Origin of the sequence: Fulvimonas yonginensis (assembly GCF_037137055.1) — a bacterium.
Classification (GTDB): Bacteria; Pseudomonadota; Gammaproteobacteria; order Xanthomonadales; family Rhodanobacteraceae; genus Frateuria_A; species Frateuria_A yonginensis.
In genome coordinates this window covers 19178-36979 of record NZ_JBBBNY010000014.1, presented here as the reverse complement: position 1 = coordinate 36979, position 17802 = coordinate 19178, and the positions used below count along the sequence as shown (strand labels likewise).

Here is a 17802-nt window from a genome sequence, read left to right as displayed (position 1 = left end):
CCTGCTCAGTCGCCCGGCGGCCCGGCGCCATCCAGCGACGGGTTCAGGTGCTCGCGCCAGGCGTACCACTGGTAGAGGAGCATGCCGACGCATTCGTGCAGCGCGGCGTTGGTGGCATAGATGTTGTACACGGTCGGCAGCGGCGACCATACGCCCCGCAGGTAATCGGCACGCACGGGCGTGACCGCGATGCCGAAGCGCTGGAACGCGTACGCGGCGCGACGCAGATGGTGCGCCGAAGTCACCAGCCAGACGCGGTCGGCACCGATGCGCGCCAACGGTTCGCGCGCGAACTGCGCGTTCTGCCAGGTGGTGTGGCTGCGCGACTCGAGCACCTGGTCCGCGGCCGGCACGCCGAGCCGTTCCAGCGTACGCCGGTAGGTGCGCGACAGCGGTTCGCCGGTGGCCAGCGCATCGCCACCGCTCACCAGCACCGTGCAGCGCACCCCGGCGGCACGACAGTCGCGATACAGCGCGACCGTCTCGGCGATGCGCGAGTACGCGGACTGCCCCGGCTCGAGCGGACCGCCGGGTGGGTAGGTGACACCGGCGGTGAGCAGCACGATGGCGTTGGAGGGAGCCCAGTCCAGTGCGGGGCGATGCGCATAGGGGGCCTGCCACCAGCGCAACAGCAGCTTCGGCACCGGCCCGCAACCGATTGCGAAGATCGCCACGACGGTGAGGATCACGACCACCCGCTGCAATCGCCGCCATCCCCGGCGGCCGGCCAGCCAGGCACAGGCGAGCAACGCGAGCAGCAGGCGGATGATCATCGGCGATCCTCGTGCAGGGAGCGGGCCCGGCATTATGCCGGGCCGAAGCTGAGCGCCACGCGCACGCCGGTGGCCGGGGCGACCTGCATGCGGGCCGCCTGCTACCCTTTTCCCAGCACACACAGGGAAATGCGACATGACCACGGTCGTCTTCGTGCACGGCTGGAGCGTCACCAGCACCGCGACCTACGGCGCCATGCCGCAACGCGTGCAGGAAGCCGCCTCGGCGGCCGGCCTGCCGCTGATCCTGCGCGACCTCTGGCTCTCGGAGTACGTGAGCTTCGACGATACGGTCACCATGGGCGACCTGGTGCGCGCCTTCGACCGCGCGCTGCGCGACCTGCACCTCGCGACCGGCAGCTTCGCCTGCATCACCCACTCCACCGGCGGACCGGTCGTGCGCGAGTGGCTGCGCGCGCAGCGGGACAAGCCCGGCAGCTACAGCACCATCCGCCTGAGCCATCTGGTGATGCTGGCGCCGGCCAACTTCGGCTCCGCCCTGGCCAAGCTCGGCAAGGGCACGCTCGGCCGGCTCAAGGCCTGGTTCGACGGCGTGGAACCGGGCCGGCGCATCCTCGACTGGCTGGAGCTGGGTAGCGCCGCGTCGCTCTCGCTCAACCTGGACCACATCCACGGCACCGATCCTGCAGCGCACGGCCAGTACCAGTTCGTGCTGACCGGCGACCGTCCGGACCGCTCGCTCTACGACCACCTCAACAGCTACACCGGCGAGGATGGTTCCGACGGCGTGGTGCGCATCGCTTCGGCCAACCTCAACGCACGCCACGCCGTGCTGGCCGTGCCCGGCGGCAGTCGCGGCGCCACGGCCGACGGCCTCTCGCTCAGCCTGCTGCGTGGCCCGCGTTGCGCCTTCAAGCTGATCGCCGGCGCCTCGCACTCGGGACACGACCAGGGCATCCTCGCCGCCGCCGCGCCGGCCACGGTGGACGCCATCGTGCGCTGCCTGCGGGTGAACGACGCGGCCGCCTACGCCGCCCTGTGCGACGCCTTCGACGCCGAGAACCGCGCGCGCGACGCGGACAAGGTGGAGCTGGAACCGGTCGGGCCGTTCGCCCCGCGCGTGCACATCCACGACCCGCGCAGCATGCTGGTGCTGCGTCTGACCGATGAATCGGGCGAGCCGCTGATCGGCGCCGGCTTCCTGTTCACCGCCGGCCCGGAAGCGAGCCTGGACCAGTTGCCTGCCGGCTTCCTCAGCGACCGCCAGGCGAACTCGGCCGACCCGTGCACCATCACGCTGTTCCTCAACCATGCCCTGCTCGCCGGCGACGCGCGCGTTCCCGACCCGCGCAACCCGCGCCGGACACTGCGACCGGTCGTGGCCAGCCACCGCCCCTATGGCGCGCGGGTGCAGCCGGCCGACCTCACCGGCCTGGTGCATCACGCGCTGGCGGCCAGCGCCGCCGACGAGGACCTGTTCGCCCTCTTCGGTCCCCACGAAACCACCGTGCTGGACGTGGTACTGCCGCGCAAGGTGCACCAGGGCGTGTTCCGCCTCACCCAGGAGCTCGCCCCGCAGGATTTCCGCCATCCGGATCCGGGCCCGGTGATCGCCGGCTGAGGCCGGCGGCCGCGCGGGCCACGTCCCCGCGTGCTAACGTGCGTGGTCCCGTTCCACGTCGCCGCGCATGTCCGAGCCCCTGTCCGTCCTCGCCGCCGCCTGCCGGCACGCGCAGGACGTCCGCAAGAGCCGCTTCCTCGCGCAGGCCGCACCGGTGGACACGCCGGAACACGCGCTGGCGTTCCTGCGGCAGGTGGCCGACCCCGCGGCCACGCACAACTGCTGGGCCTACCGCATCGGCCAGGACTACCGCTTCCATGACGATGGCGAACCCGGCGGTACCGCGGGCCGACCGATCCTGCAGGCGATCGAAGGCGCGGGCATCGACCGGGCGATGGTGGTGGTCACGCGCTGGTACGGCGGCATCAAGCTCGGTGCCGGGGGCCTGGTGCGCGCCTACGGCGGTACCGCGGCCGAATGCCTGCGGCTGGCCGAGCGCGTGCCGCTGGTGGCGATGGCCCGGCTGGCGGTGCGCTGCGCGTTCGCCGATCTCGCCCTGCTCAAGTCGCGCTGCGCGTCCTGGCAAGCCCGCGTGGAGAGCGAGCGCTTCGAGGCGGACGGAGCGCTGCTGGAGTTGCAACTGCCCGCCGCGCATGCCGGCGAAGCGCAGGCGCGCATCCTGGATCTCACCCGCGGCCGGGGCGAGGTGCGGCGCCTGGACTGACGCGGGCGCCGCATCGCGTCGCAACGTCCGGCTCGATCACGCTATGCTCCCGCAGCGGCCGAGGGGGAACCCGGCCGCAGGGGGCGCGTCGGTGGTCGGCGCGCGGGGGACCAATCAAGACGGAATCCATACCACGTGACAGCCCAGACCCAAGGCGCCGGCCGGCGCACCGAACTGACCTTGCGCGGCGTGATCATCGGCGTCGTCATCACCGTCGTCTTCACCGCCGCGAACGTGTTTTTCGGCCTCAAGGCCGGCCTCACCTTCGCCACCTCGATCCCGGCCGCGGTGATCTCGATGGCGCTGCTGCGGACCTTCCGCAACGCGACCATCCAGGAAAACAACATCGTGCAGACGATCGCCTCGGCGGCGGGCACGCTGTCGTCGATCATCTTCGTGCTGCCCGGCATGATCATGATCGGCTGGTGGACGGGCTTCCCGTTCTGGCTGTCCTTCGCGGTGTGCGCGCTCGGCGGCGTGCTCGGCGTGATGTACTCGATCCCGCTGCGCCGCGCGCTGGTGACCACCTCCGACCTGCCCTACCCCGAGGGCGTGGCCTGCGCCGAGGTGCTCAAGGTGGGCAGCGGCGAGATCGGCGCCGACCCGGCCGAAGGTCGCGCCGGCCTGCTCTCGGTGGTGTGGGGCGCGATCGTTTCGGCGGTGTTCGCCATCGTGGTCGCGACCCAGGTGTTCGCCGCCGACGTGGCCCGCTATTTCCGCATCGGCGACCGCGGCGCGGCGAGCGGCTTCGACTTCAACCTGTCCTTCGCCCTGTTCGCGATCGGCCACCTGGTCGGCCTGTCGGTCGGCATCGCCATGCTGGTCGGCGCAGTGATCGGCTGGGGTTGGGGCGTACCCTACTACTCGCTGCTGACGCACGACCTGACCACCGCCGCGGCCGACCTGGCGCAGTCCACCTGGAGCCACAAGGTGCGCTTCATCGGCGCGGGCGCGATCGGCGTGTCGGCGATCTGGACCCTGGCCAAGCTGGTCAAGCCGGTGATCGGCGGCCTGACCTCGGCGATGGCGGCCTCCCGCGTGCGCAAGGCCGGCAAGGCCGAGAGCCTGCCGCGCACCGAGCAGGACATCCCGATCGGCATCGTCGGCCTGGTCACGCTGGCCTGCTTCGTGCCGATCGCCTGGCTGCTGGGCTACTTCGGCTCGATCAGCGGGCTGGGCGACCACGTGGCCGTGCTGGCCATCGGTGGCGTCGCGTTCGTGGTGCTGATGGGCTTCTTCGTGTCCACCGTCTGCGGCTACATGGCCGGCTTGATCGGCTCGTCGAACAGCCCGCTGTCGGGCGTGGGCATCCTGGTGGTGATCTGCGCGGCGCTGCTGCTGGTGGCGGGCGTCAAGCCCTACCTCCCGCCGGAGGCGGGCAAGGCGCTGGTGGCCTTCTCGCTGTTCATCACCTCGGTGGTGTTCACGGTGGCGGCGATCGCCAACAACAACCTGCAGGACCTGAAGACCGGCCAGCTGGTCGACGCCACGCCGTGGCGCCAGCAGGTCGCGCTGGTGATCGGCGTGATCGCCGGCGCGGCGGTGATTCCGCCGGTGCTCGACCTGCTGAACAAGGCCTACGGTTTCGTCGGCGTGGCCGGCGCGGGCGCGCACGCGCTGCCGGCGCCGCAGGCGGGCCTGATCTCCGCACTGGCGCAGGGCGTGATCACCGGCAACATCGACTGGAGCCTGATCCGCATCGGCGGGTTGATCGGCATCGGCATCATCGCGCTGGACGAGGTCCTGGCCCGCACCACCCGTCACATGCGGCTGCCGCCGCTGGCCGTGGGCCTGGGCATCTACCTGCCCACCACCAGCACGCTGATGGTGGTGGTCGGCTCGATCGTCGGCTGGTTCTACGATCGCCGCGCCGACCGCACGCCCAAGCCGGAAACCACCAAGCAGCTCGGCGTACTACTGGCCTCGGGCCTGATCGTGGGCGAGAGCGTGATCGGCGTCGCGATCGCCTTCATCGTCGGCCTGTCCGGCAAGGCGACCCCGCTGGCGCTGGTCGGGCCGGGCTTCGCCGAGGCGGCGATCGTGATCGGCGGCCTGGCCTTCGCGGCCGTGGTGTACGGCATGTACCGCTGGGTCTGGCGCATGGCGCAGACCAGCGAGGCCTGAGCGCGCTCGCCAGGAAATCACGGGGCGCCTGGGCGCCCCGTTTTCTTTTCGGCCGGGCGCCCCCATCTGGACCTGCGACTCCTCTCCGGTCAGGCCCATGAGCGACACCTCCGCACGCGACGCCCGCCCCGCCCGCCGCATCGGCCCGCTGCGCCAGCTGTGGCCCTTCCTCAAGCCGCACAAGGCGTTGGCGATCGGCTGGCTGGTGTTCCTGGCGCTGTCCTCGGGCTCGACCCTGGTGCTGCCGATGGCGGTCCGCCACATGATCGACGCCGGCTTCGGCCACGCCAGCCGCGAGACCCTGGACCGCACCTTCCTCGGCCTGTTCGGCGTGGCGCTGGTGCTCGCCTTCGCCACGGCCGCCCGCTACTTCTGCATCACCCTGCTGGGCGAGCGCTCGCTCGCGGCGCTGCGGACCAAGCTGTATGCACACGTGATCCGCCTGGACGTAGGCTTCTTCGAGCGCTCGCGCGTGGGCGAACTGATCTCGCGTCTGGGCACCGACACTGAAGTCGTCCAGGCGCTGATCGGCTCCGGCATCTCCGTCGCCCTGCGCAGCGCCGTGATGCTGCTCGGCGCCAGCGCCATGATGGTGTGGACCAGTCCGCGCCTGGCCGGCCTCACCGCGCTGGTGATTCCCGCGGTGATGCTGCCGATCCTGGTGTTCGGCCGACGCGTGCAGAAGCTCTCGCGCGCCAGCCAGGACCGCCTGGCCGACGCCGCGGCGATCGCCAACGAGACGCTCAACGCGGCGCCCGCGGTCAAGGCCTATGCGCGCGAGGACATCGAGAGCATCCGCTACGGCAGCGCCATCCTGTGCGCGCTTGAAAGCGCCCGCCGCCGCATCGGCATGCGCGCCCTGCTCACGGCGGCGGTGATCGTGCTGTTCTTCGGCGCTATCACGCTGGTGCTGTGGATGGGTGCGCGCGACGTGGTGGCCGGCTCGCTCGACCCCGGCGTGCTCGGCCAGTTCGTGCTGTACGCGGTGTTCGCCGCCGGTTCGGTGGCGGGCCTGTCGGAGGTGTGGGGCGACGTGCTGCGCGCCGCCGGCGCGATGGAACGCATCGGCGAGCTGTTCGCCGAACGGGCGCAGATCGCCGACCCGGCGCAGCCGCTGGCGCTGCTTCGACCGGTGCGCGGCGCGCTGCGCTTCGAGCACGTGGGCTTCCACTACCCCACGCGGCCGGACGCGCCGGCGCTGCACGACTTCACGCTCGACATCCGCCCCGGCGAAACCGTGGCGCTGGTCGGTCCCTCCGGCGCCGGCAAGAGCACCGTGTTCGCGCTGCTGCTGCGCTTCTACGACCCCCAGCGCGGCGCCATCCGCCTCGACGGCATGGACCTGCGCGCGCTGTCGCTGCCCGAGCTGCGCGGCGCGATCGCGCTGGTGCCGCAGGAAACGGTGATCTTCGCCGGCAGCGCGGCCGACAACATCCGCTTCGGCCGCCAGGACGCCACCGACGAGGAGGTCCGCGAAGCCGCCCGTGCCGCCGAGGCGCACGAGTTCATCAGCGCGCTGGCCGACGGCTACGGCGCCGAGCTGGGCGAGCGTGGCGTGCGCCTCTCCGGCGGCCAGCGCCAGCGCATCGCCATCGCCCGCGCGATCCTGCGCGACGCGCCGCTGCTGTTGCTGGACGAGGCCACCTCCGCGCTCGACGCGCAATCGGAGGCGGCCATCCAGCAGGCCCTCGAACGGCTGGAAAAGGGCCGCACCACGCTGGTCATCGCCCACCGCCTGGCCACCGTGCAGCGCGTCGACCGCATCGTGGTGATGGACGGCGGGCGCATCGTGGCGCAGGGCACGCACGAAAGCCTGCTCGCCGAGGGCGGGCTGTACGCGGAGCTGGCGCGGCTGCAGTTCGTCGCGTAACCGCCAACCCGTTCGCCCGAACGTAGGTCCGCGAGGGCCGAAGCATCGCCGAGGCAGGCAAACGGCTTCCTCATCAGCCCTACCGTTCTCCGGCGCTGCAAAGAAGGGCCGATGCGGGTTTTGCGCCCCTCCGGGGAGGGCCGGGATGGCGCAGCGCGTTGCCCGTGCGGGCGCCATTGCCGCCAACTTGACGTGCGCGACCTTAGCGTCGTCGCGTGCGCGATCCGCTGCTCCAGCCCCGCCCGGAAGGCCTGTACTGCCCCGCCGGCGGCTTCTACATCGATCCGGCCGAGCCGGTGGCGCAGGCCGTGGTCACGCATGCGCATGGCGACCATGCGCGACAGGGCAACGCGCGCTACCACGTGGCGCGCGCCGGCCTGGCCTTGATGCGCGAGCGGCTGGGCGACCCGGCGGCGATCGAGGCCTACGACTACGGCCAACCGTTCTTGTTGGGCGAGGTGAGGGTGTCGCTGCATCCCTCCGGCCACATGCTGGGTTCGGCCCAGGTGCGGATGGAACACGAAGGTCGGGTGGCGGTCGTCTCGGGTGACTACAAGCGCGAACCGGACCCCACCTGCGCTCCGTTCGAGCCGGTGCCGTGCGACGTGTTCGTTACCGAATCGACCTTCGCGTGGCCGGTGTACCGCTGGCCGCCGATGGCGCAGGTGCTCGACGAACTGCTCGCCTGGTGGGACGACTGCGCGCGGCGCCGGGTTCCGGCCGTGCTGTTCTGCTATGCGCTGGGCAAGGCGCAGCGCCTGCTCGCCGAGATGGCTTCGCGCGTCGATCGGCTGGTGTACCTGCACGGCGCGATGCTGCGCCTGGTCGAGCTTTACCGGGAAGCGGGCGTGGCGATGCCGCCCACGCGGCCGCTGGCGGAAGACGCGCGCGGCGCGGCGCTCGCCGGGGAGCTGGTCCTTGCGCCGCCGTACGCCGCCGGCTCGCCCTGGATGCGGCGTTTTCCCAATGCCTCGACCGCGTTCGCGTCCGGCTGGATGCGGATCCGCGGCAACCGTCGCCGGCGCGGGTTCGACCGCGGCTTCGTGGTCTCCGATCACGCGGACTGGGGCGGCCTGTTGCGCACGGTCGCGCAGAGCGGCGCCAAGCGCGTCTACGTCACCCACGGCGACGGCGATGTCCTGGTGCGCTACCTGCGCGAGCAGGGCTACGACGCCCAGCCACTGGCCGTGCTGGAGGCCGGCTGATGCGCCGCTTCGCCGCGCTCTACGCCGCGCTCGACCGTACCAGTGCGACCTCGGCCAAGCGCGACGCCATCGCCGCCTACCTGCACGACGCGCCGCCGGCCGACGCGGCATGGGCCGTCTACGTGCTGGGCGGCGGCAAGCTGCGCCGGCTGGCGAGCGTGACCGAACTGCGCCAGGCCACGCAGCAGGCGACCGGCCTGCGCGACTGGCTGATCGACGAGAGCTACGCGCACGTCGGCGATCTGGCCGAAGCGATCGCGCTGCTGCTGCCACCTGCCACGGAGCCGGGCGACGACGTGCCGCTGCACGCCTGGATGCAGGAGCGCCTGCCGACGCTCGCCCGGCTCGACCCGGCCGGGCGCGTGGAGCAGCTGCAGGCGTGGTGGCGCACGCTGCCCGGCGACGAGGTGTTCCTGCTCAACAAGCTGATCACCGGCGCGCTGCGCGTAGGGGTATCGCAGCGACTGGTGGTGCAGGCGCTGGCGCTGTGGTCGCAGTTGCCCACCGACCTGATCGCCCACCGGCTCAGCGGCGACTGGACGCCCAGCGCCCCCTCGCTCGCCGCGCTGACCCGGCCGGCCGAGGACGACGCCCACCGCGAGCATCGTCCCTACCCGTTCTTCCTGGCATCGCCGCTGGAGGTGCCGGTGGAGAGCCTGGGCGAGCGCAGCGAGTGGCTGGCCGAGTGGAAATGGGACGGCATCCGCGCCCAACTGATGCGCCGGGGCGCGGAAGCGCGGCTGTGGTCGCGCGGCGAGGAGCGGCTCGACGGGCGGTTTCCGGAAATCGAACGGGCCGCCTGTGGGTTGCCCGCCGGCTGCGTGCTCGACGGCGAGATTCTCGCCTGGGACGACGCGGCCGGGGCGCCGCGGCCGTTTACCGCGCTCCAAAAGCGCATCGGCAAGCTCAAGCCGGGTCCGAAGCTGCTGGCCGAGACCCCGGTGCGCTTCATGGCCTACGACCTGCTGGAGTTCGAGGGCACGGACCTGCGCGAACGGCCCCTGCACGAGCGACGCGCGCGCCTCGCCGCCCTGCTGGCGGACGCACCTCGCGAGCTCCTGCTCTCACCCTCCGCCGACGCCGCGGACTGGGCCGGCCTCGCACAGTTGCGCGGGAGTTCGCGCGAGCGCCGCACTGAAGGCCTGATGCTCAAGCGCCTGGATTCGCCCTACCGGGTCGGGCGCAAGCGTGGCGACTGGTGGAAATGGAAGGTCGACCCCTACACCCTGGATGCGGTGCTGATCTATGCCCAGTCCGGCCACGGCCGACGCGCCGGCCTGTTCACCGACTACACCTTCGGTGTGTGGGACCGCGGCCACCTGGTGCCGGTGGCCAAGGCGTACTCGGGGCTGGACGATGCCGAGATCGGCGAGCTCGATGCATGGATCCGCACGCACACGCTCGAGCGCTTCGGCCCGGTGCGCTCGGTCGAGCCGGTGCACGTGTTCGAGCTGGCCTACGAGGCGATCCAGCGCTCCGGCCGGCACAAGTCCGGCGTGGCCGTGCGCTTTCCGCGCATCCTGCGCTGGCGTCGCGACCTGGCCATCCGCGATGCCGACCGGCTGGACGACCTGCGGCGCCTGGCCGGGGGATGAGCCGGGCGAGAGGCATCGCGAGTTAGTCGCTCCTACGCGGGAGTGTCGACGGCGTGCGGCGCCCGGAATCGCGAACCGGCAGGGCGATCGGGCGGGCCGCCGCCCGCAATGCCCACAGCCGCGCCCCGCCGTAGGGGCGAGCGTGCTCGCGATGCTCCTTGTGTCGCCCCCCGGAGACCAGCGCCCCGCAAGCAGGCCCGCCGCCACGGCGAGCCAATGCCCGCTCAGAAACGCACGAGCAGGATCAGCGCGATGCAGAGCGCGAGCACGGCGGCGGTGGCGATCAGCCACCACACCTCGCCGCGCGGGCCGGCTTCGTCCTCCGGGAGCCGCTCCGGAGCGGATGCGGGCGGCGTGCCCGAAGGAGACGGCGACAGGCCCGGCGCGTCGACGACGAAGCGGTGCATGGCGATGCCCAGCTGGTCGCCCGGGCGCAACGCCGCCTCTTCCACTGCCCAGCCGTTGAGGCGCAGCGGGTAGCGTGCCGGGGTCGGCCCGGCCGCCACGCGCAGCTCGCCGTCCCGCCAGAAGAGGGTCAGCGTGGCCGAGCCCGCCTGCGGCAGCTCCAGCGGCTGGTCGCCACGCGGGCCACCGAAAGTCAGCCGCTCGCGCAGCGGGAACACGCGCCCCGACAGCGGCCCGGCCACCGCGCGCAGCGCCGTGGTGCAGTCGCTGCCGTCGGAGCGCGTCAGCGGCGCGCGCGCAGCGGGCGGCTCGTCCGCGCACAGCAGCATGCGGCAATCACCCAGGCTGAGGATGTCGCCGGCACGCAGCAATGCGCGTTCGCGCACGGGGCGCGCGTTGACGTAGACGCGTCCAGCCCCCGGCAGCACATCCAGCACCCAGCCGCGCCGGTCCTGCACGATGCGCAGGTGACGCGCCGCGCCCTGCTGGGCGGACACCACCAGGTCGTTGTCCGCCGCGCTGCCGATGCGCAGCGTGGGGTGCGCCCAGGCAAATGCCTCGCGAGCCGAATTGGGGAACTCGATGCGCATCTGTGGACCGGTCGTGGAACGTCGGGACTCTAGCAGATGCGGGCACCCGCCTAGGCGGTAGCCGCGTAAGATGGAGGGTCCCGCCACGGAGTGCCGCCATGCCCAAGATCGACATCCGCCGTCCGCATACCCTGCCGCAGGACCAGGCCCGCGCCGTCGTCGACAAGGTTGCCGCCCGCATGCGCGAGAAGTTCGACATGCAGAGCCAGTGGCAGGGCAATACGCTGCGCTTCTCCCGCCCCGGCGTGAACGGCGCCATCGCGGTGGCGCCCGAGGCGGTCCACGTCACCGCCGAGCTCGGCCTGATGCTGGCGCCGCTCAAGGGCATGGTGGAGCAGGAAATCCGGCGCAAGCTGGACGAGTATTTCGGCGGGGCCGCCTGAGCATTCTTTGATCGGGCGCGAGGACGTGGCATACTTGGTCGCTTACGCGGCCGCCACGGCCGGGCCCTACACACCGGAACGCATGGCCAAAGACGACGTCATCGAAATGGAAGGCACGGTCCAGGAGACCCTGCCCAACACCATGTTCCGCGTGCAGCTGGAGAACGGGCACGTGATCACCGCCCACATTTCCGGCCGCATGCGCAAGCATTACATCCGCATCCTCACCGGAGACAAGGTCAAGGTGGAAATGACGCCCTACGACCTGACCAAGGGGCGGATCACCTACCGCATGAAGTAACACCCGGATACACGAAAGAAGGCCGCGCAACGCGCGGCCTTTTTCGTGCCCGGGAACCGCCCTGCGCTCCCGGCAGGGCGGCCTTCGTCACCCGACCACGGCCGGCAGCTTCTCCGCCGCCTCGGTGTCCACCTGCAGCTCGCCGTCACGCACGCTCAGGCTCACCTTGCCCCCGTCCGCCAGCTTGCCGAACAGCAGCTCGTCGGCCAGCGCCCGCTTGACCTTCTCCTGGATGACGCGGGCCATCGGCCGCGCGCCCATCTGCGGGTCGAAGCCGTGCTCGGCCAGCCAGCGGCGGGCGTCGGCGCTCACGTCCAGCGCGACGTGCTTGTCGGCCAGCTGGGCCTCCAGCTCGATCAGGAACTTGTCGACCACGCGCAGGATGTGCTCGAAGTCCAGCGGGTGGAACTGGATCACCGCATCCAGACGGTTGCGGAACTCCGGCGTGAACATCTTGCGGATCACCTCCATGGCGTCGGTCGCATGGTCCTGCTTGACGAAGCCGATGCTCCGTCGCGAGGCCTGCTGCGCGCCGGCGTTGGTGGTCATCACCAGGATGACGTTCTTGAAGTTCGCCTCGCGCCCGTTGGTGTCGGTCAGCACGCCGCGGTCCATCACCTGCAGCAGGATGTTGAACACGTCCGGGTGCGCCTTCTCGATCTCGTCCAGCAGCAGCACGGCGTGCGGGTGCTTGGTCACCGCCTCGGTGAGCAGGCCGCCCTGGTCGAAGCCGACATAACCCGGAGGCGCGCCGACCAGGCGCGACACCGAGTGCGCTTCCATGTACTCGGACATGTCGAAGCGGATCATCTCGATGCCCAGTTGCAGCGCCAGCTGCTTGGTCACCTCGGTCTTGCCGACGCCGGTCGGACCGGCCAGCAGGAAGCTGCCGATCGGCTTGGTCGGGTCGGCCAGGCCCGAGCGGGCCATCTTGATCGACGCGGCGAGTGCCTCGATCGCCTGGTCCTGCCCGAACACCACCATCTTGAGGTTGCGCTCGAGGTTGCGCAGCACGTCGCGGTCGGACGCCGACACCTGCTTGGCCGGAATGCGCGCCATCTTGGCCACGATGTACTCGACCTCCGGCACGTCGATGGTGCCCTTGCGCTGGTCCTCGGGCAGCAGGCGCTGGCGCGCGCCGGCCTCGTCGATGACGTCGATGGCCTTGTCCGGCAGCAGGCGGTCGGGAATGTGCTTGACCGACAGGTCCACCGCGGCCTTCAGCGCCTCGTTGGTGTAGGCGACGTTGTGGTGCTCCTCGAAGCGGCTCTTCAGCCCCTTGAGGATCTCGATGCTGTCGGCCACCGACGGCTCGACCACGTCGATCTTCTGGAAGCGGCGGGCCAGCGCGCGGTCCTTCTCGAAGATGCCACGGAACTCCTGGAAGGTGGTCGAACCGATGCAGCGCAGTTCGCCCGAGGCCAGCATCGGCTTGATCAGGTTGGAGGCATCCATGGTGCCGCCCGAGGCGGAGCCGGCTCCAATGATGGTGTGGATCTCGTCGATGAACAGGATCGCGCCCGTCTGCTTCTTCAGCTGGGTGATCACCGCCTTCAGGCGCTTCTCGAAATCACCGCGGTACTTGGTACCGGCGACCAGGGCGCCGAGATCCAGCGACCAGATCACGGCGTTTTCCAGCACCTCGGGCACCTCGCCCTCGACGATGCGCTTGGCCAGGCCCTCGGCCAGCGCGGTCTTGCCCACGCCGGCCTCGCCTACGTAGAGCGGGTTGTTCTTGCGACGACGGCAGAGCACCTGGATGGTGCGCTCGATCTCGTCCTGGCGACCGATCAGCGGATCGATCTTGCCCTCCAGGGCCAGCTCGTTGAGGTTGGTGGCGTACTCGCTGAGCGGGTTGCCCTTGCTGTCGCCGCCCTCTTCGCCCTCGCGCTCGCTGCCGGGCATGCCGGTGCTCGGTTCGTCGCCGATCTTGGCGATGCCGTGCGAGATGTAGTTGACCACGTCCAGGCGCGTGATCTCCTGCTGATGCAGGAAGTAGACGGCGTGCGAGTCCTTTTCGCCGAAGATCGCCACCAGCACGTTGGCGCCGGTGACCTCCTTACGGCCGGAGGACTGCACGTGGTAGACCGCCCGCTGCAGCACGCGCTGGAAGCCGAGCGTCGGCTGGGTGTCGCGCTCGTCCCCGTGCGGCAGCACCGGCACGGTCTCGGCGATGATGCGCTCGAGTTCGGCCGACAACCGCGGCAGGTCCGCGCCGCAGGCACGCAGGGCGCCCAGCGCGGACTGGTTTTCGGTGAGGGCGAGCAACAGGTGCTCCACGGTCATGAATTCGTGGCGCTGCTCGCGGGCCTGCTTGTAGCAATGCCCGATGGTGACTTCGAGATCCTTGCTGAACATCCGGACCTTCTCCGCTGGGTATGCAGGGCGGCTATGCCGCGATGGCTACAAGGTGGGGCCGCTCACAGCTTTTCCATAGTGCACAACAGAGGGTGCTGATGAGTCCGTGAATACTCGTTGACCTGGGTGACCTTGGTCTCGGCCACCTCGCGGGTGAACACGCCGCACACACCCTTGCCGCGGGTATGCACGTGCAGCATCACCTGCACCGCACGCTCCTGGTCCATGCCGAAGAAGCCACGAAGTACCTCCACCACGAAGTCCATGGGAGTGAAATCGTCATTTAGCAGCACAACTTGAAAGAGCGGCGGCCGCGCCAGTTCTGGGCGGCTGGTTTCGACGGCCAGGCCGTGTCCGCTGCCGGGGTCGTGTTCGGGTTCGTGGGCCATGTTCGGTGAGTGCTTGTTGCTGGTACGCAGTATACGCCGCGCCGGATGCAACCCTGGTCGCGGCATCGTGGAAGCTGCGCCTCGTTTAGGTGATGGCACAATGCCGCTTTTCCATCCCCAGCCCTTGCCGATGTCCGATCCTGCCACCGCCCCCGCCGCCCCCTGGCGCCCGCGCGTCACCGTCGCCTGCGTGGTGGTGCGGGGCGAGCGCTACCTGATGGTCGAGGAAGAGATCGACGGCCGGCTCGTCTACAACCAGCCGGCCGGCCACCTGGACGATGGCGAAAGCCTGCTCCAGGCGGCGGTGCGCGAGACGCTGGAGGAAACCGGCTGGACGATCGAGCCGGAGCACTTCCTGGGCGTGCACCAGTGGCGCAGCACCGAGCACGGCGAAGGCGTGGTGCGCTTCAGCTTCTCGGCGCGCGCGCTGTCGCACGACGCGCAGCGACCGCTCGACCGCGGCATCCGCCGCGCGCTGTGGCTGACCCGTGGCGAAATCGCCGGCCTCGGCGAACGCCTGCGCAGCCCGATGGTACTGCTCAGCATCGATGCCTGGCTGGGCGGGCGGCGCCTGCCGCTGGAGGCGCTGTCGAGCCTGCTTGCGGAGCGGCCGCGGCCATGAAGGTGATGCTGGGCGTCTCCGGCGGGGTGGACTCCTCCGTCGCGGCACTGCTGCTGCTCCAGGCCGGCCACGCGGTCGAAGGCCTGTTCATGCAGAACTGGGAAGAGGACGAACGCTACGGTCCCTGCACCGCGGATGCCGACCGCAAGGACGCGGTGGCCGTGTGCGGGCGCCTGGGCATCCCCTTCCACGCGCGCAACTTCGCCGTCGAGTACTGGGACGGCGTGTTCGAGCACTTCCTGGCCGAGTATCGCGCCGGCCGCACGCCCAATCCCGACGTGCTGTGCAATCGCCAGATCAAGTTCAGGACGTTCCTGGACGAAGCCCGCGCGCTGGGCGCCGACAAGATCGCCACCGGCCATTACGCCCGCATCGATTGCCGCGACGGCCGCTACCGCCTGCTGCGCGCCGCGGACGCGGCCAAGGACCAGACCTACTTCCTGCATGCGCTGGGCCAGGAGCAGCTGGCCGCCACCCTGTTCCCGGTCGGCGGGCTCGAAAAGGCCCAGGTGCGCGAGCTGGCGCGTGCCGCCGGGCTGCCCACCCATGCCAAAAAGGACTCAACCGGGATCTGCTTCATCGGCGAGCGCGACTTCCGCAGTTTCCTGGCCCGTTACATCCCGGCCCGCCCCGGCCAGATGCTTACCCCGGAAGGGGCCTTGGTCGGCGAGCACCAGGGCTCCATGTACTACACGCTGGGCCAGCGCGGCGGGCTCGGCATCGGCGGGCGCCAGGGCCTGGGCAGCGAGCCCTGGTACGTGGTCGGCAAGGACGTGGCCGCCAACGTGCTCTACGTGGCGCAGGGCGGCGAGAACCGCTGGCTGCAGTCGACCCGGCTGGTCGCCGAGACGCCGGCCTGGGTCGCCGGCGAGCCACCCGCGGCGCGCTTCCGCTGCACCGCCAAGACGCGCTATCGGCAGGCCGACCAGGCCTGCGAGGTGCACGTCGCCGGCGACCGCGTGGAGGTGCGCTTCGACGACTCGCAGCGGGCGGTGACGCCCGGCCAGTCGGTCGTGTTCTACGACGGCGAGGCCTGCCTGGGAGGCGCCGTGATCGCCGCCACCGACGCCCCGTTCGGCGGCCTCCCCGCCACCATCGCAGGATCCTGACGTGTTCGACGCCCTCGCCATGAACGAACCGCGCGTGCTCGCGCTGGCCGGCCTGTTCCAGGCGGTGAGCCTGGCCCAGCAGTTGGCCAACCAGGGCCGCTGCGACGAGACCGCAATGGAAGCCAGCGTGGCGAGCGTGTTCCGCATCGACGCGCCCTCGGTGGCGGCCGTCTACGGCGGCGTGGGTGGCGTGCGGCTGGGCCTGCGCGCCCTGATCGGCCAACTCGATGACGGCAGCCGCGACATGGCGCTGACCCGCATGGCGGTGACCGTGATGCGGCTGGAACGCAGCCTGGCCCGGCGCAGCGAGCTCGGCACCACCCTGCAGGAAGGCATCATCGCGGCCAAGCGACAGGTGGCGCATTTCGGCCAGGATTCGCCACAGGTGACCCGGCGCCTGGCCGACCTGTACGCCTCTACCCTGTCGATCCTGAGCCCGCGCGTGATGGTCAGCGGCCACCCGCAGTTCCTGCAGCAGCCGGCGGTCGTCGAGAAGGTGCGCGTCAGCCTGCTCGCCGCCGTGCGTTCGGCGGTGCTGTGGCGGCAGGTGGGCGGACGGCAATGGCAGATCATCGTCAGCCGTCGCCAGTGCAGCATGCTGGCGCGCGGCCTGTTGACCGGGGCGATGCTGGACAACGGCTGAGCGGGCGGAGGCGTTTTCCCTGCCTATCTCGAGGTGCGCTACGGAGCGACCCGCAAACCGGGCCGCTGTCGTGCCACCCGGCGCAGCAGATCGGCAAAGGCCTGGATGTCGGTGTGCCAGGGTGACGCTTCGCGCCAGTAGAGCGAGATCTCGCGCCCGGGAGCGGCATCGCGGAGGCCGGCCAGGGTCAGCTCGGGCATCGAGGCCAGCCGCTCGCGCGCCAGCGCCGGCACCAGCGCGTAGCCACCGCGCAGGCCGACCAGCGCCGCCAGGCTCTCGAGGCTGACGTCCTGCACGTGGCCGCCCTGACCGTCGATGCCGTCCGGGTGGCTCTCGGCCATCAGCGTGGCCTCCGCCTGGTCGAGCTCGGCCAGCGACACGCTGGTCCGCCCGGCCAGCGGGTGGTCGGCGCGAAACATGACCTGCCACGGCTCGGAGAACAGCGGCCGCGCCGCGATGCCGCTGGCCACGTTGGCCGGGGGTGCCAGCACGGCATCCAGCTCACCCTCGTGCAGGCGGCGCAGCAGGCCGCGCGGCTTGCCTTCGGACAGGCTCAGCCGTGCCGCCGGAAAATGCTGCGGGAACGGTTCGATCAGGTGCGGCAGCAGGTAGGGCCCGAGCGAGGCCGGCACGCCCAGGCGCAGTTCGCCGCCGAACGCGACACTGCCGGCGCGGGCCGCCTGCTGCAGGTGTTCGGCGGCGGCCAGCACCGCCTCGATCCGCTCCAGCAGCCGCTGCCCGCCCGCCGTGGGCACGACCCGCCGCCCGCCGCGCTCGAACAACGGTGCGCCGAGCGCCTGCTCCACCTTCTGCACCTGGTGCGACAGCCCCGACGGGCTGATGTGCATGGCGCGCGCCGCGCTGTTGAAGCTGCCGTGCCGGTGCACGGCCTGCACCAGCGCCAGGTCGCGCAGCGATACCGCCGAGAGCGCCGTCGAAATCATCGAATGCAGCCTGCCACCAAATGCGTTTGTGCGCCGGCTTCGGCCGTCGCAAGCTATGCGCGACAGCAGCATCGCCGTCGCTCCCCAGCGGGCCGATTCTAGCTGCCCCGACCGCTTTGCCGGGCGTGGCGGCCACGCGCCCCGGCCCGCGTGCGGGCCGGATTTGCGATAATCGGGATCTTTGCGCAGGGCAAGACCGGCGCCCCACCCGCTTTGCCGTCCAAAAAGCTTCAGCCAGGAGTTTC

Annotated in this window: 16 protein-coding genes; 11 read left to right on the top strand and 5 right to left on the bottom strand. The window is 70.9% G+C overall.

The genetic code is table 11. The features are described 5' to 3' along the window. Nucleotides 1-5: 5 nt before the first annotated feature. Nucleotides 6-773, bottom strand: coding sequence for a YdcF family protein (locus WAT24_RS14860; RefSeq protein WP_336808690.1), 768 nt, complete (start codon nucleotides 771-773; stop codon nucleotides 6-8). A gap of 136 nt (nucleotides 774-909) precedes the next feature. On the opposite strand from WAT24_RS14860, the gene WAT24_RS14855 reads away from it, so the two are divergent. The 6 genes from WAT24_RS14855 (at nucleotide 910) to WAT24_RS14830 (ending at nucleotide 9813) form a co-directional block, all read left to right on the top strand. Next, nucleotides 910-2355, top strand: coding sequence for an esterase/lipase family protein (locus tag WAT24_RS14855; protein WP_336808689.1), 1446 nt, complete (start codon nucleotides 910-912; stop codon nucleotides 2353-2355). A 67-nt stretch (nucleotides 2356-2422) separates the two neighbouring features. After that, the gene (locus WAT24_RS14850) at nucleotides 2423-3019 is read left to right on the top strand and encodes an IMPACT family protein (RefSeq protein ID WP_336808688.1); all 597 of its coding nucleotides are present in this window, start codon (nucleotides 2423-2425) and stop codon (nucleotides 3017-3019) included. A gap of 135 nt (nucleotides 3020-3154) precedes the next feature. Beyond that, on the top strand, nucleotides 3155-5143 hold the full coding sequence (locus tag WAT24_RS14845; protein WP_336808687.1) for an OPT family oligopeptide transporter: 1989 nt from the start codon (nucleotides 3155-3157) through the stop codon (nucleotides 5141-5143). Nucleotides 5144-5240: 97 nt separating this feature from the next. Then, nucleotides 5241-7013 (top strand): ABC transporter transmembrane domain-containing protein, encoded by a 1773-nt coding sequence (locus tag WAT24_RS14840; RefSeq protein ID WP_336808686.1) that lies wholly within the window; start codon nucleotides 5241-5243, stop codon nucleotides 7011-7013. Nucleotides 7014-7228: 215 nt separating this feature from the next. After that, nucleotides 7229-8218 carry a ligase-associated DNA damage response exonuclease gene (locus WAT24_RS14835; protein WP_336808685.1) on the top strand — a complete coding sequence of 330 codons (990 nt, stop codon included), beginning with the start codon at nucleotides 7229-7231 and terminating at the stop codon, nucleotides 8216-8218. Then, a complete protein-coding gene (locus WAT24_RS14830; protein WP_336808684.1) occupies nucleotides 8218-9813 on the top strand; it encodes an ATP-dependent DNA ligase in 1596 nt (531 codons plus the stop codon). Before WAT24_RS14835 ends, WAT24_RS14830 begins: the two co-directional genes overlap by 1 nt. A 224-nt stretch (nucleotides 9814-10037) precedes the next feature. Here the strand turns inward: WAT24_RS14830 and WAT24_RS14825 are convergent, their stop codons facing one another. Then, nucleotides 10038-10808 carry an FHA domain-containing protein gene (locus WAT24_RS14825; protein ID WP_336808683.1) on the bottom strand — a complete coding sequence of 257 codons (771 nt, stop codon included), beginning with the start codon at nucleotides 10806-10808 and terminating at the stop codon, nucleotides 10038-10040. Between the two features lie 98 nt (nucleotides 10809-10906). Here WAT24_RS14825 and WAT24_RS14820 point away from each other — a divergent pair, with 98 nt between their 5' ends. Together WAT24_RS14820 and infA are read left to right on the top strand one after the other, a co-directional pair. Then, nucleotides 10907-11191 (top strand): polyhydroxyalkanoic acid system family protein, encoded by a 285-nt coding sequence (locus WAT24_RS14820; protein ID WP_336808682.1) that lies wholly within the window; start codon nucleotides 10907-10909, stop codon nucleotides 11189-11191. An 82-nt stretch (nucleotides 11192-11273) separates the two neighbouring features. Beyond that, entirely contained in the window at nucleotides 11274-11492 is a 219-nt protein-coding gene (gene infA, locus WAT24_RS14815; protein ID WP_019466733.1) for a translation initiation factor IF-1, read from the top strand. Nucleotides 11493-11579: 87 nt separating this feature from the next. Here the strand turns inward: infA and clpA are convergent, their stop codons facing one another. Further along, nucleotides 11580-13850, bottom strand: a complete 2271-nt coding sequence (gene clpA, locus WAT24_RS14810; protein WP_336808681.1) for an ATP-dependent Clp protease ATP-binding subunit ClpA — start codon at nucleotides 13848-13850, stop codon at nucleotides 11580-11582. Nucleotides 13851-13912: 62 nt separating this feature from the next. Beyond that, on the bottom strand, nucleotides 13913-14239 hold the full coding sequence (gene clpS, locus WAT24_RS14805) for an ATP-dependent Clp protease adapter ClpS (protein ID WP_336808680.1): 327 nt from the start codon (nucleotides 14237-14239) through the stop codon (nucleotides 13913-13915). Nucleotides 14240-14369: 130 nt separating this feature from the next. Between clpS and WAT24_RS14800 the strand changes: the two genes are divergently transcribed. From WAT24_RS14800 to hflD, 3 genes are read left to right on the top strand one after another with little or no spacing between them, the layout of a single operon-like run. Continuing rightward, nucleotides 14370-14861: an NUDIX hydrolase gene (locus WAT24_RS14800; RefSeq protein ID WP_336808679.1), complete on the top strand. Its 492-nt coding sequence runs from the start codon at nucleotides 14370-14372 to the stop codon at nucleotides 14859-14861. Beyond that, nucleotides 14858-15970, top strand: a complete 1113-nt coding sequence (gene mnmA / locus WAT24_RS14795) for a tRNA 2-thiouridine(34) synthase MnmA (protein WP_336808678.1) — start codon at nucleotides 14858-14860, stop codon at nucleotides 15968-15970. The genes WAT24_RS14800 and mnmA overlap by 4 nt, the downstream gene beginning before the upstream one ends. A 19-nt stretch (nucleotides 15971-15989) precedes the next feature. Further along, complete coding sequence (gene hflD, locus WAT24_RS14790; protein WP_336808716.1) at nucleotides 15990-16613, top strand: high frequency lysogenization protein HflD; 624 nt, start codon at nucleotides 15990-15992, stop codon at nucleotides 16611-16613. Between the two features lie 38 nt (nucleotides 16614-16651). On the opposite strand, the gene WAT24_RS14785 is transcribed toward hflD, so the two are convergent. Beyond that, entirely contained in the window at nucleotides 16652-17557 is a 906-nt protein-coding gene (locus tag WAT24_RS14785) for a LysR family transcriptional regulator (protein WP_336808677.1), read from the bottom strand. Between the last annotated feature and the right edge of the window lie 245 nt (nucleotides 17558-17802).

What these genes read in the sequence shown, in the direction of transcription:
- WAT24_RS14860 (WP_336808690.1), bottom strand. Translation starts at nt 773, where the DNA reads ATGATCATCCGCCTGCTGCTCGCGTTGCTCGCCTGTGCCTGGCTGGCC.
- WAT24_RS14855 (WP_336808689.1), top strand. Translation starts at nt 910, where the DNA reads ATGACCACGGTCGTCTTCGTGCACGGCTGGAGCGTCACCAGCACCGCG.
- WAT24_RS14850 (WP_336808688.1), top strand. Translation starts at nt 2,423, where the DNA reads ATGTCCGAGCCCCTGTCCGTCCTCGCCGCCGCCTGCCGGCACGCGCAG.
- WAT24_RS14840 (WP_336808686.1), top strand. Translation starts at nt 5,241, where the DNA reads ATGAGCGACACCTCCGCACGCGACGCCCGCCCCGCCCGCCGCATCGGC.
- WAT24_RS14830 (WP_336808684.1), top strand. Translation starts at nt 8,218, where the DNA reads ATGCGCCGCTTCGCCGCGCTCTACGCCGCGCTCGACCGTACCAGTGCG.
- WAT24_RS14825 (WP_336808683.1), bottom strand. Translation starts at nt 10,808, where the DNA reads ATGCGCATCGAGTTCCCCAATTCGGCTCGCGAGGCATTTGCCTGGGCG.
- WAT24_RS14820 (WP_336808682.1), top strand. Translation starts at nt 10,907, where the DNA reads ATGCCCAAGATCGACATCCGCCGTCCGCATACCCTGCCGCAGGACCAG.
- infA (WP_019466733.1), top strand. Translation starts at nt 11,274, where the DNA reads ATGGCCAAAGACGACGTCATCGAAATGGAAGGCACGGTCCAGGAGACC.
- clpA (WP_336808681.1), bottom strand. Translation starts at nt 13,850, where the DNA reads ATGTTCAGCAAGGATCTCGAAGTCACCATCGGGCATTGCTACAAGCAG.
- clpS (WP_336808680.1), bottom strand. Translation starts at nt 14,239, where the DNA reads ATGGCCCACGAACCCGAACACGACCCCGGCAGCGGACACGGCCTGGCC.
- WAT24_RS14800 (WP_336808679.1), top strand. Translation starts at nt 14,370, where the DNA reads ATGTCCGATCCTGCCACCGCCCCCGCCGCCCCCTGGCGCCCGCGCGTC.
- mnmA (WP_336808678.1), top strand. Translation starts at nt 14,858, where the DNA reads ATGAAGGTGATGCTGGGCGTCTCCGGCGGGGTGGACTCCTCCGTCGCG.
- hflD (WP_336808716.1), top strand. Translation starts at nt 15,990, where the DNA reads ATGAACGAACCGCGCGTGCTCGCGCTGGCCGGCCTGTTCCAGGCGGTG.
- WAT24_RS14785 (WP_336808677.1), bottom strand. Translation starts at nt 17,557, where the DNA reads ATGATTTCGACGGCGCTCTCGGCGGTATCGCTGCGCGACCTGGCGCTG.